General features: G+C 68.0%; 14 protein-coding genes. All 14 read left to right on the forward strand.

Annotated features, from left to right (window positions below; all coding sequences use genetic code 11):
* Nucleotides 1–272 precede the first annotated feature (272 nt).
* Entirely contained in the window at nt 273–641 is a 369-nt protein-coding gene (fliE, locus tag FJU31_RS19075; protein WP_150456139.1) for a flagellar hook-basal body complex protein FliE, read from the forward strand.
* A 13-nt stretch (nt 642–654) separates the two neighbouring features.
* On the forward strand, nt 655–2,301 hold the full coding sequence (gene fliF, locus FJU31_RS19080) for a flagellar basal-body MS-ring/collar protein FliF (protein WP_150456140.1): 1,647 nt from the start codon (nt 655–657) through the stop codon (nt 2,299–2,301).
* Between the two features lie 7 nt (nt 2,302–2,308).
* Nucleotides 2,309–3,295, forward strand: coding sequence for a flagellar motor switch protein FliG (fliG, locus tag FJU31_RS19085; RefSeq protein ID WP_150456149.1), 987 nt, complete (start codon nt 2,309–2,311; stop codon nt 3,293–3,295).
* On the forward strand, nt 3,292–3,933 hold the full coding sequence (locus FJU31_RS19090) for a FliH/SctL family protein (RefSeq protein ID WP_150456141.1): 642 nt from the start codon (nt 3,292–3,294) through the stop codon (nt 3,931–3,933). Before fliG ends, FJU31_RS19090 begins: the two co-directional genes overlap by 4 nt.
* Nucleotides 3,930–5,306, forward strand: a complete 1,377-nt coding sequence (locus tag FJU31_RS19095; RefSeq protein ID WP_150456142.1) for a FliI/YscN family ATPase — start codon at nt 3,930–3,932, stop codon at nt 5,304–5,306. The genes FJU31_RS19090 and FJU31_RS19095 overlap by 4 nt, the downstream gene beginning before the upstream one ends.
* 12 nt (nt 5,307–5,318) lie before the next feature.
* Nucleotides 5,319–5,801: a flagellar export protein FliJ gene (fliJ, locus tag FJU31_RS19100; protein WP_150456143.1), complete on the forward strand. Its 483-nt coding sequence runs from the start codon at nt 5,319–5,321 to the stop codon at nt 5,799–5,801.
* Nucleotides 5,801–6,943 carry a flagellar hook-length control protein FliK gene (locus FJU31_RS19105; RefSeq protein ID WP_150456144.1) on the forward strand — a complete coding sequence of 381 codons (1,143 nt, stop codon included), beginning with the start codon at nt 5,801–5,803 and terminating at the stop codon, nt 6,941–6,943. Before fliJ ends, FJU31_RS19105 begins: the two co-directional genes overlap by 1 nt.
* Nucleotides 6,944–7,057: 114 nt before the next feature.
* Nucleotides 7,058–7,573, forward strand: a complete 516-nt coding sequence (locus FJU31_RS19110) for a flagellar basal body-associated FliL family protein (protein ID WP_150456145.1) — start codon at nt 7,058–7,060, stop codon at nt 7,571–7,573.
* Nucleotides 7,574–7,585: 12 nt separating this feature from the next.
* A complete protein-coding gene (fliM, locus tag FJU31_RS19115) occupies nt 7,586–8,590 on the forward strand; it encodes a flagellar motor switch protein FliM (RefSeq protein ID WP_108759997.1) in 1,005 nt (334 codons plus the stop codon).
* Nucleotides 8,587–8,922 carry a flagellar motor switch protein FliN gene (gene fliN / locus FJU31_RS19120; RefSeq protein ID WP_108768795.1) on the forward strand — a complete coding sequence of 112 codons (336 nt, stop codon included), beginning with the start codon at nt 8,587–8,589 and terminating at the stop codon, nt 8,920–8,922. The genes fliM and fliN overlap by 4 nt, the downstream gene beginning before the upstream one ends.
* Complete coding sequence (gene fliO / locus FJU31_RS19125; RefSeq protein WP_150456146.1) at nt 8,919–9,326, forward strand: flagellar biosynthetic protein FliO; 408 nt, start codon at nt 8,919–8,921, stop codon at nt 9,324–9,326. The genes fliN and fliO overlap by 4 nt, the downstream gene beginning before the upstream one ends.
* 1 nt (nt 9,327) lies before the next feature.
* The gene (gene fliP / locus FJU31_RS19130; protein ID WP_150456147.1) at nt 9,328–10,104 is read left to right on the forward strand and encodes a flagellar type III secretion system pore protein FliP; all 777 of its coding nucleotides are present in this window, start codon (nt 9,328–9,330) and stop codon (nt 10,102–10,104) included.
* A 49-nt stretch (nt 10,105–10,153) separates the two neighbouring features.
* Nucleotides 10,154–10,423 (forward strand): flagellar biosynthetic protein FliQ, encoded by a 270-nt coding sequence (locus FJU31_RS19135; protein WP_005413254.1) that lies wholly within the window; start codon nt 10,154–10,156, stop codon nt 10,421–10,423.
* 13 nt (nt 10,424–10,436) lie between these two features.
* The gene (gene fliR, locus FJU31_RS19140) at nt 10,437–11,228 is read left to right on the forward strand and encodes a flagellar biosynthetic protein FliR (RefSeq protein WP_150456148.1); all 792 of its coding nucleotides are present in this window, start codon (nt 10,437–10,439) and stop codon (nt 11,226–11,228) included.
* Nucleotides 11,229–11,474 lie beyond the last annotated feature (246 nt).

Consider the following 11,474-nt stretch of genomic DNA (forward strand, 5'->3'; position numbering starts at 1 on the left):
GGTCCGGTTGAGGGGGCGTGAGCCGCATGGATGCGGCGACCGAGCTTACATGGACGTACTTGCAGCGTCCCCCTCAACCGGACCCACCCCGCCAACCCACGGAACGCACGCCTTTGACGTTGACGTTGACGTTGACGTTGCATCGAGCGGGTGCAGGGCGCAGCCCTGCCAACACCCCCACCCTCACCTCACTGAATCAAAACCGGGTTTCGGCACGCCACTTGCAACTGTTCCAGCGAACACCCCCATCACTGTTTCTGGAACCGTTGCAGATGTCCCACTCCGTCACTTCGATTCTTTCCCAGATCCGCTCCTATCAGACCCAGGTGGGGCAGAACCCGGCGCTCAGCCCGCTGGCCGAAGCCCCGCGCAGCAATGCCCTGCCGGGCGCGGCCCTGGATGCATCGCAGGTCCAGCCCGCCAGCTTCACCGAGACCCTGCGCGGCGCCATCGCCGGCGTCAACGACGCCCAGCAGAAGTCCGGCGCCCTGGCCAAGGCTTTCGAACTGGGCGAACCCGGCGCCGACCTGGCCAAGGTGATGGTCGCCTCGCAGCAGTCCCAGATCGCCTTCCGCGCCACCGTGGAAGTCCGCAACCGTCTCGTCCAGGCTTACCAGGACGTGATGAACATGCCGCTGTAAGGAACATTGACGCATGGCACTGACGCTCTCCAAGGAAACCCTGAACGCCGAAAAGGCCGGGCAGTGGTTCGACCGCCTGCAGAGTCTGCAGATCACCCGCCGCCTCGGCCTGATGGCGATGATCTCGGTGGCGGTGGCGGCGGGCCTGTTCGTGTTCTTCTGGTCGCAGAAGCCCGGCATGGTCCCGCTGTACACCGGCCTGGACCAGAAGGCGACCGCCGAAGCCACCGACCTGCTGCGTGCGGCACAGATTCCGTTCGAGCTGGACCCGGCCACCGGTGGCATCACCGTCCCGGAAAAGAACCTGCACGATGCCCGCCTGAAGCTGGCCGGCTCCGGCCTGACCGACAGCGGCAAGCTCGGCTTCGAGCTGATGGAACGTGACCCCGGCTTCGGCGTCAGCCAGTTCGTCGAAAGCGCGCGCTACCAGCACGCGCTGGAAACCGAACTGTCGCGCACCATCAATACCCTGCGCCCGGTGCGCGATTCGCGCGTGCACCTGGCCATCCCCAAGCCCAGCGCCTTCACCCGCCAGCGTGACGTGGCCAGTGCCTCGGTCACCCTGGAACTGCGTGGCGGCCAGCAGCTGGAACGCAGCCAGGTCGATGCCATCGTGCACATGGTGGCTGCCGCCATTCCTGATCTTGCGCCGGAACGGGTGACCATCGTCGACCAGAGCGGCCGCATGCTCAGCGTCAGCGATCCGAACAGCGAAGCAGCGGTCAACGCCGCCCAGTTCGAGCAGGTGCGCCGCCAGGAAACCTCGTTCAACCAGCGCATCCGCGAGCTGCTGGAACCGATGACCGGCCCCGGCCGCGTCAACCCGGAAGTGAGCGTGGACATGGACTTCTCGGTGACCGAGGAAGCCCGCGAACTCTACAACGGTGAACCGCAGAAGCTGCGCAGCGAGCAGATGAGCGAAAACACCACCAGCACCCCGGGCCCGCAGGGCGTGCCTGGCGCGGCCAGTAACAGTCCGCCGGGCCAGGCGGCCGCACCGGCCACTGCGCAGGCTCCGACCGAAAGCAGCAAGAACGCGACCCGCAACTACGAGCTGGACCGTACCCTGCAGCACACCCGCCAGCCGGCCGGCCGCATCAAGCGCGTCTCGGTGGCGGTACTGGTGGACAACGTGCCGCGCGCCGGTGCCAACGGCAAGGTCACCCCGCAGCCGCTGGCGGCCGCTGAACTGACCCGCGTCGAGGCGCTGGTGAAGCAGGCGGTGGGCTTCAACGCCGAGCGTGGCGACACCGTGTCGGTGATGAACGCGCCGTTCGTGCGCGACACCACCCCGGTGGAAGGCCCGGCCTGGTGGGAGCTGCCGTGGGTGTTTGATGCCGGTCGCATGGTGCTGGGCGCGGTGGTGGTGCTGGCGCTGCTGTTCGGCGTGCTGCGCCCTGCCCTGCGCGGCATCACCGGGCAGAACAGGAAGGATGAAAACGCCGCGCTGGAGCCGCACACCGCAGACGTTCAGCTGGTGGATGACGATGGCATGCCGCTGCCGGCGCTGGGCGCTGACCGCCTCAGCCTGGCCGGCGCGGATTCCCTGGCCCTGCCGGTGGATTCTTATGAGGAACGACTGCGGATGGCCCGTGAAGCCGTGAAGACCGATTCCAAGCGCGTGGCCCAGGTGGTCAAGGGCTGGGTGGCCAATGACTGACGTGCAACTGACCGGCGTGCAGCGCGCTGCCGTACTGCTGCTGTCACTGGGTGAACTGGACGCGGCCGAAGTGCTGCGCCACATGGAACCCAAGGAAGTGCAGAAGATCGGCATCGCCATGGCCACCATGACCGACATCACCCGTGACCAGGTGGGCCGGGTCATGGACCAGTTCAACCAGGAACTGGGTTCGAAGACCTCGCTGGGCGTTGGCTCGGACGACTACATCCGCAACATGCTGATCCAGGCGCTGGGCACCGAGAAGGCCAGCGGCCTGATCGACCGCATTCTGCTGGGCCGCAACACCACCGGCCTGGACGCGCTGAAGTGGATGGACCCACGCGCGGTAGCCGACCTGGTGCGCAACGAGCACCCGCAGATCATCGCCATCGTGATGGCCCACCTGGAAACCGACCAGGCCGCCGACGCGCTGAAGCTGCTGCCCGACCGCACCCGCGTCGACGTGCTGCTGCGCATCGCCACCCTCGACGGCATTCCGCCGAACGCGCTGAACGAACTGAACGAGATCATGGAACGCCAGTTCTCGGGCAACCAGAACCTGAAGTCGTCAAACATCGGCGGCGTGCAGTGCGCGGCCAACATCCTCAACTTCATGGACAGCGGCCAGGACCAGGCCATCCTCGGCGAGATCGCGCGCATCGATGCGCCGCTCAGCGGCCGCATCCAGGACCTGATGTTCGTGTTCGACGACCTGGTGGACCTGGACGACCGCGAGATGCAGCTGGTGCTGCGCGAAGTCAGCGGCGAACGCCTGGGCCTGGCGCTGCGCGGCGCCGACATCAAGGTGCGCGACAAGATCACCCGCAACATGTCGCAGCGTGCGGCCGAGATCCTGCTGGAAGACATGGAAGCCCGCGGCCCGGTGCGCCTGTCCGACGTGGAAGGCGCGCAGCGCGAGATCCTGGCCATCGTCAAGCGCATGGCCGATGAGGGCACCGTCACCATTGGCGGCAGCGCGGAGGCCATGCTGTGAGCAACGTCGTGCGCTGGCTTGCCCCTGACCTGCTGGCCCAGCCACAAGCGCAGCTGGAGCAGGAAGATGTCTTCGAACTTACCGGGCCGGACCCCGAGCACGAGCCGGAACCGGTGCTGCAGCTGCCGACCCTGGAGGACATCCAGGCGATCCAGGACAGCGCCGAGAAGGAAGGCTTCCAGCACGGCCACGCCGACGGCTATGGCCAGGGCCAGGCCGAGGTACGTCGCCTGGCCGCACAGATGGAAGGCATCCTCGACAACTTCAGCCGGCCGCTGGCACGGCTGGAGAACGAAGTGGTCGGCGCGCTGGGCGAACTGGCGGTGCGCATCGCTGGTGCGCTGGTCGGCCGCGCATACGAGGCCGACCCGGCCCTGCTGGCACAGCTGGTGGGGGAAGCGGTGGATGCGGTCGGTGGCGGCACGCGTGAAGTGGAAGTGCGCCTGCACCCGGACGACATCGCCGCGCTCGCGCCGTTGATGACCCTCACCCCGACCCAGCGCCTGGTGCCCGATACCAGCCTGAGCCGCGGCGACCTGCGCGTACATGCCGAAGCGGTGCGCATCGACGGCACCCTGGAAGCGCGCCTGCGTGGCGCACTCGATGCGGTGATCCGCCAGACCGGAGCCACGCCATGACCCCCGAACCGAACCTGCCTCCGCCGCCGACCGACTGGGCCGTGGCCCGCAACCTGCGCCTGGCCCGCCGCCTGGATGGCCTGCGCGTGGATACCGCGCACGGCCGCGGGTTGATCCGTGAGGGCGTGCTGCGCCGCGCGGTCGGCCTGACCCTGGAAGCGGTAGGCTGCGAGGCCCCGCTGGGTGCCAGCTGCAAGGTGGAAGTGGTCGATGGCGGCTGGGTCGACGCCGAAGTGGTCGGTTTTGCCGGCGAGCGCACCTACCTGATGCCCAGCGCCGAACTGCATGGCCTGCTGCCCAACGCACGCGTGGTGCCGTCTGCGCGCCGTGGTGGCGTGGAAGTGGGCGAAGGCCTGCTCGGCCGCGTGATCGACAGCGATGGCGTGCCGCTGGATGGCAAAGGTCCGATCCGTGCGGAAGGCCACGTCGGCATGGCCGGCGTCTCGATCAACCCGCTCGCGCGCGAGCCGATCACCCAGCCGCTGGACGTCGGCGTGCGCGCCATCAACGCCCTGCTGCCGATCGGCCGCGGGCAGCGCGTGGGCCTGTTCGCAGGTTCCGGTGTCGGTAAGTCGACGCTGCTGGGCATGATGACCCGCTACACCGCCGCCGACGTCATCGTGGTCGGCCTGATCGGTGAACGTGGCCGCGAAGTCCGCGATTTCGTCGAGACCACGCTGGGCGAGGAAGGCCTGCGCCGCGCCGTGGTGGTGGCCAGTCCGGCCGACCGCCCGCCGCTGGCGCGCCTGCACGGTGCTTACCGCGCCACGGCCATTGCCGAGTGGTTCCGCGACCAGGGCCTGAACGTGCTGCTGCTGATGGATTCGCTGACCCGCTTCGCCCAGGCGCAGCGCGAGATCGGCCTGTCGGTGGGCGAACCGCCGACCACCCGCGGCTACCCGCCGTCGGTGTTCGCCAAGCTGCCGGCGCTGGTCGAACGCGCCGGCAACGGCGCCAAGGGCCGTGGCTCGATCACCGCCTTCTACACCGTACTCACCGAGGGCGATGACCCGCAGGATCCGATCGCCGATGCGGCGCGCGCCATCCTTGACGGCCACATCCTGCTCTCGCGCCGGGTGGCCGACAGCGGCCTGTACCCGGCCATCGACGTTGAATCGTCGGTCAGCCGCGTGGTCACGGAAATCGCCGACGAGCCGTGGCGCCTGCGCATCCGCAAGCTCAAGCGGCTGGTCTCGGCCTATTCCTCCAACCGCGACCTCATTGCGATCGGTGCGTACCAGCGCGGCAACGATGCCGCCACCGACGAAGCCCTGGAACGCTGGCCGGAAATCATGGAGTTTCTCGGCCAGGACGTGGCCAAGGCCGCTGATCTTCCGCACAGCCAGGCGGCGCTGCAGCGCCTGGTGGATTAAGAGAGCCGAACCATGACACAGTCCAAGCGCATCGATCCCCTGCTGAAGCGCGCCCAGGAACACGAAGACGCCGTGGCCCGCGACCTGGCCGAGCGCCAGCGCGTGCTCGACACCCACCTGTCGCGCCTGGATGAGCTCCGCCGCTACGCCGAGGAATATGCCTCGCAACAGATGGCCAACGCGCAGATGGCCGCCACCAGCCCGGCGCAGCTGCTTAACCGCCGCGCCTTCCTCGACCGCCTCGACAGCGCAGTGGAACAGCAGCAGGCCACGGTGAACGGCAACCGCGAAAAGGTGGAAGCCGAACGTGCGCGCCTGATCCTGGCAAGCCGTGACAAGGCCGTGCTGGAACAGCTGGCCGCCAGCTACCGCGCCCAGGAAAAGGTGGTGACCGACCGCCGCGACCAGCGCGAGATGGATGACATCGGTGCCCGCCGTGCACGCCTGGCGCAGACGGCGGAACCGGACGGCAGCGAGCAGGGAGGCCGCACGTGATGCCCTCTGCACTGTCCAGCAGCATCGGTCCCGGCAGCACCGCCAGCAGCACCGCCAGCCCCGCGCGCAGCACCGGCAGTGGCAAGGATTTCGGGCAGATGCTGCAGGGCTCGCCCGCAGCGGAGGCGAAGCCCCAGCCTGCCAGCAAGGCCCCATTGTCCAACAGCGCGCCGACCAACCCGGACGGCGGCGCGGATACGCCGACCAGCAGCACCGCAGACAGCGACGGCGCGACGACCGAAACGGTGGCCGCCGCCCCGCCGCCTACCCAGGCCACGACGGACGACAAGGACACGGCGACGGAGGGCGATGATGCGCCGTGGCCGCCGCTCGGCCTGGCCGGCCTGATGCTGGCGGTGCCGGTGCCGGTGCCCGCCAACGCCGACGCCGCGACGCCCGTGGCAACGGCCAAGGGCGGCGACGCGGACCCGGCTGCCGCTGCGCCGGCACTGCCGGCCACCGGCCTGCCCGCGGCAACGCCCTTGGCTGCCGGCGCATCGGCTGCCACTGCAGCGACCGACCGCAATGGCGACATCGCCACCCAGCCGCTGCCGGATATGGTCCTCGGCCAGCAGACGCTGGAGGGCGCCGACGACAGCGACGGCCTGCTGATCGGCGATCGCACGCCGCCCGCCCCGTTGCAGGGCGCATTCCCGGCCGCACTGCAGGACCTTAAGGCTGCACTGGCCAGCACGCCGGTCTTCGATGGCGAACCGACGCCCACCCCGACCCTGGGTGACGACGGCTTCGACCATGCGGTCGGCGCACGCCTCAGCTGGCTGGCCGACCAGAAGATCGGCCACGCCCACATCCGCCTGAACCCGGAAGACCTGGGCCCGGTGGACGTGCGCCTGCAGATGAATGGCGACAAGGTCCACGCCAGCTTCAGCAGCCCGCACGTGGATGTGCGCCATGCGCTGGAAAGCAGCCTGCCGCGCCTGCGTGAACTGCTGGGCGAACAGGGCTTCCAGCTGGCTCATGCCGATGTCGGCCACCAGAACCGCGGTGACGGCAGTCCGTCGGCGCAGGCCGGTGGCACGGGTGACCTGGTCGGCGGCGACGGAGAACCGTCGCGGGGCGACATCACGGTGTCGGCCGCACAGCTGATGCGCCAGCGCGGGCTGCTGGACGCCTACGCGTAGCGACTCGCCGGGCATGGCCCGGCGCTACCGACAATTTTCCGTCGCACCCTTTCCCTCGCGCTGCGGCACGCCCCTTGCATATCCCGGTGAAGCAACCCTCAGGAGCTTCACCTCGTGGCCGCAGCCGCTGACAAAACCAAGAAGACCGCCGACAAGGACAAGGCCGCCAAGCCGCGCAGTCCGCTGTTGATCACCGCCCTGGTGGCCGTGCTGGCCGCAGGTGCCGCCGGCGGCGGCGTCTGGTTCTTCAACCAGTCCAAGCACGAAGACAAGACCGCCGAAGCCCCGAAGAAGGGTGCCGTGCCGGCCCCGGCGCAGTACTTCGCGCTGGACCCGGCCTTCGTGGTCAACCTCAACGGTTCGATGGACGGCCCGCGCTACCTGCAGGTGGAAGTGCAGCTGATGACCCGCGATCCGGCCGCGCTGGAAGCGATCAAGACCCACGCCCCGGCCATCCGCGCACGCCTGCTGATGCTGTTCTCGCAGGTCACCCCCGACCAGATCGCCGACATCGCCGGCAAGCAGAAGCTGCAGGCCAATGCGCTGGCTGAAGTGCAGAAGGTGCTCAAGGCCGAGACCGGCAACAACGGTGCCGACGATCTGCTGTTCACCAGCTTCGTGACCCAGTAAGGGCTGCCTCCGATGAATGACCTGCTGTCCCAGGATGAGATCGATGCCCTGCTCCATGGCGTGGACAGTGGCGCGGTCGAAACCGAGCCGGAGGCGCCCAGTGGCGAAGCCCGTTCGTACGATTTCGCCAGCCAGGACCGCATCATCCGCGGTCGCATGCCGACCCTGGAAATGGTCCACGAGCGTTTCGCGCGCCTGTGGCGGATCGGGCTGTTCAACCTGATCCGCCGCTCGGCCGAACTCTCGGTGCGTGGCATCGAGCTGATCAAGTTCAACGATTACATGCACTCGCTGTATGTGCCGACCAACCTGAACCTGATCCGCTTCAAGCCGCTGCGAGGCACCGGCCTGATCGTGTTCGAGCCGACGCTGGTGTTCGCCATCGTCGACAACTTCTTCGGCGGCGACGGACGCTACCCGACCCGCATCGAAGGCCGCGAGTTCACCGCCACCGAAATGCGGGTGATCCAGCTGCTGCTGAAGCAGACCTTCGCGGACCTGCGCGAGGCCTGGGCGCCGGTGATGGAAGTGGATTTCGAATACATCAATTCGGAAATCAATCCGCACTTCGCCAACATCGTGACGCCGCGCGAATACGTGGTGGTGTGCCGCCTGCACGTCGAACTCGACGGCGGTGGCGGCGACATCCACGTCACCCTGCCGTACTCGATGCTGGAGCCGATCCGCGAGCTGCTCGACGCCGGCATCCAGAGCGACCGCAACGACCGCGATGCCAGCTGGGGCGTGATGCTGCGCGAGCAGCTCAACATCGCCGAAGTGACCCTGTCCAGCGTGCTGGCCAGCAAGCGCATGACCCTGCGTGACCTGACCCGGCTGAAGGTGGGCGACATCCTGCCGATCGAGCTGAACCCGCAGGTGCCGCTGTGCGTGGAAAACATCCCCGTGTTCACCGGCGAGTTCGGCGTCGCCAACGGCATGAACGCCGTGAAGATCACCGCTACCCATCCGCCGGGCACTCGCCCGCGCGTACCCGTCATCCAGGAAGACCCGCAATGAACGATATCGACGCCCTCGAACCGACCCCGGCCCAGTTCGGCAACCTGCAGGCCGACGAGTCGATCGGCCCGGACCTGAACCTGGACGTGATCCTCGACGTGCCGGTGACCCTGTCGCTGGAAGTCGGTCGTGCCCGCCTGCCGATCCGCAACCTGCTGCAGCTCAACCAGGGCTCGGTGGTGGAACTGGAACGCGGCGCCGGCGAATCGCTGGATGTGTTCGTCAACGGCACCCTGATCGCCCATGGCGAAGTGGTGGTCATCAACGATCGCTTCGGCGTGCGCCTGACCGACGTGGTCAGCCCGAGCGAGCGGATCCGGAGACTGCGTTGAGCCTGCTGCTCGCCACCGCCCAGGCGGCTGCGAAGACCACCCCGCAGATCGGCCAGCATGCGGCCAGTGCACCGAGCCTGTTCGGCGCGGTGCTGGCGCTGCTGGCGGTCCTGGCGCTGGTGGTCGGCCTCGGCTGGCTGCTCAAGCGCATGCCGGGCAGCGGCTTCCGCCCGCCGGAGGGCATGAAGCTGGTGGCCAGCCTGAATGTTGGCGCCAAGGAGCGCGTGGTGGTGGTCGAGGTCAATGGCCAGCAGCTGCTGCTGGGCGTGACCGCCGGCAGCATCAACACGCTGCACACCCTTTCCGAACCGCTGCCACCGCCCGCGCCGGCGCGCGTGCCGGACTTCAAGAACCTGCCGAATTTCGCCCAGCTGCTGCAACAGCGGCTGCGCAAGGACCCCTGACATGCGTGTCGCCCGTACCCGCCCCGCCACCGTGCTGTCGTGGCTGCTGTTGATCGCCCTGTGCCTGCTGCCCGTGCTGGCATTTGCCGCGCCCGGTGCGCCGGCCGCGCTGCCGGACGTCAACGTCGGCAAGATCGGCGGCCAGCCGGTCAGCCTGCCGTTGCAGACCCTGCTGCTGATGACGGCGATCACCCTGATCCCGTCCATGCTGCTGGTGCTGACCTCGTTCACCCGCATCATCATCGTGCTGGGCCTGCTGCGGCAGGCGCTGGGCACCGGACAGACGCCGTCCAACCAGGTGCTGCTGGGCCTGGCCCTGTTCCTGACCGCGATGATCATGATGCCGACCTGGGACAAGTCGTGGAGCACGGGCATGGCGCCCTACCTCAACGGCGAGATCGACTTCCAGACCGCCTGGACCCTGACCACGCAGCCGCTGCGCGGCTTCATGCTGGCGCAGATCCGCGAGACCGACCTGATGACTTTCGCCGGCATCGCCGGCCACGGCACCTACGCCAGTCCCGACGCGATCCCGTTCCCGGTGCTGGTGGCCTCGTTCGTCACCAGTGAACTGAAGACCGCTTTCGAGATCGGCTTCCTGATCTTCATCCCGTTCGTGATCATCGACCTGGTGGTGGCCAGCGTGCTGATGTCGATGGGCATGATGATGCTGTCGCCGATGCTGGTGTCGGCCCCGTTCAAGATTCTGCTGTTCGTGCTGGTCGACGGCTGGGTGCTGACGGTGGGTACGTTGGCGGCCAGCTTCAATCCTGCGTAAATCAAACATGCACCGCCGGGCATGGCCCGGCGCTACCGATGGAACAACGATGTCTCCCGAACTTGCCTTGACCGAACTGCGTGGCGGCCTGATCACCGTGTTGTGGGTGGCCGGCCCGCTGCTGCTCACCGTCCTGGTGGTCGGCGTGGTGGTGGGCGTGGTGCAGGCCGCGACCCAGCTCAACGAGCCGACCATCGCCTTCGTCGCCAAAGCCGCCGCATTGACGGCCGTGCTGTTTGCCCTGGGCAGCCTGCTGATCGGCCACCTGGTCGAGTTCACCACGCTGCTGTTCCAGCGCATTCCACACCTGATCGGCTAGGAAACACGCGCTGATGGATGCCGCCACCCAGATGGCTGCCGACGGCCTGCAGGCCTTCAGCATGATCGCCACGGTGCTGTGGACGATGCTGCGCATCGGCGCGGTGGCGATGGCCATGCCCATGATCGGTACCCGCGCGGTGCCGCAGCGGATCCGCGTGATACTGGCCGGCACCCTGGCCATCGCCCTGGCCCCGCTGCTGCCGCCGGTACCGGAATGGACCGGCTTCGACGCCGCCACCGTGCTGACCATCGCCCGTGAACTCGCCATCGGCGTGTCCATCGGCTTCATGCTGCGGTTGATCTTCGAGGCCGGCGCGATGGCCGGCGAACTGGTCGCGCAGGGCACCGGCCTGGCCTTCGCGCAGATGAGCGATCCGCTGCGCGGCGGCACGTCCGGCGTCATCGGCCAGTGGTTCTACCTGCTGTTCGGCCTGCTGTTCTTCACTGCCAACGGCCATCTGGCGCTGATCTCGCTGGTAGTGGACAGCTACCGCGCGCTGCCGATCGGTGCGCCCCTGCCCGACCCGAACGCCTTCTTCAGCATCGCCCCGACCCTGTTGCTGACCGCCCTGCGCGGCGCCCTCACCCTGGCCATCCCGCTGACGGTGGCGATGCTGGCGGTGAACCTCGCCTTCGGCGTGCTGGCCCGTGCCGCGCCGGCGATGAACCCGATCCAGCTGGGCCTGCCGGTCTCGCTGCTGCTGGGCCTGTTCCTGCTGGCGCTGCTGATGGGTGAAATGGGCCCACCGGTGCAGCGCCTGTTCGACGCGGCCTTTGAAGCGGCGGGTGCCGTCACCCGGTGACGCGCACTTGATGGAGCCGAGCCCATGCTCGGCGCTACCCATCCCACCTTGCCATGAGCGCTTTTATAGAGCCGAGCCCACGCTCGGCTGCCTTTGGCCCAAGCAGGAAGCCGAGCATAGGCTTGTATGTTCCTCCCGGCTCCTACGAGGTATGTAGGAGCCAGGGTGGAGGGACCGACAAGCATGGATCTGCGGATAGCGCCGACAGACGAGCCGAGCGATCCCCATCCCGCACACGAACGTCGA

Origin of the sequence: Stenotrophomonas cyclobalanopsidis (assembly GCF_008710035.1) — a bacterium.
Classification (GTDB): Bacteria; Pseudomonadota; Gammaproteobacteria; order Xanthomonadales; family Xanthomonadaceae; genus Stenotrophomonas; species Stenotrophomonas cyclobalanopsidis.

What these genes read in the sequence shown, in the direction of transcription:
- fliE (WP_150456139.1), top strand. Translation starts at nt 273, where the DNA reads ATGTCCCACTCCGTCACTTCGATTCTTTCCCAGATCCGCTCCTATCAG.
- fliF (WP_150456140.1), top strand. Translation starts at nt 655, where the DNA reads ATGGCACTGACGCTCTCCAAGGAAACCCTGAACGCCGAAAAGGCCGGG.
- FJU31_RS19095 (WP_150456142.1), top strand. Translation starts at nt 3,930, where the DNA reads ATGACCCCCGAACCGAACCTGCCTCCGCCGCCGACCGACTGGGCCGTG.
- fliJ (WP_150456143.1), top strand. Translation starts at nt 5,319, where the DNA reads ATGACACAGTCCAAGCGCATCGATCCCCTGCTGAAGCGCGCCCAGGAA.
- FJU31_RS19105 (WP_150456144.1), top strand. Translation starts at nt 5,801, where the DNA reads ATGCCCTCTGCACTGTCCAGCAGCATCGGTCCCGGCAGCACCGCCAGC.
- fliM (WP_108759997.1), top strand. Translation starts at nt 7,586, where the DNA reads ATGAATGACCTGCTGTCCCAGGATGAGATCGATGCCCTGCTCCATGGC.
- fliN (WP_108768795.1), top strand. Translation starts at nt 8,587, where the DNA reads ATGAACGATATCGACGCCCTCGAACCGACCCCGGCCCAGTTCGGCAAC.
- fliP (WP_150456147.1), top strand. Translation starts at nt 9,328, where the DNA reads ATGCGTGTCGCCCGTACCCGCCCCGCCACCGTGCTGTCGTGGCTGCTG.
- FJU31_RS19135 (WP_005413254.1), top strand. Translation starts at nt 10,154, where the DNA reads ATGTCTCCCGAACTTGCCTTGACCGAACTGCGTGGCGGCCTGATCACC.
- fliR (WP_150456148.1), top strand. Translation starts at nt 10,437, where the DNA reads ATGGATGCCGCCACCCAGATGGCTGCCGACGGCCTGCAGGCCTTCAGC.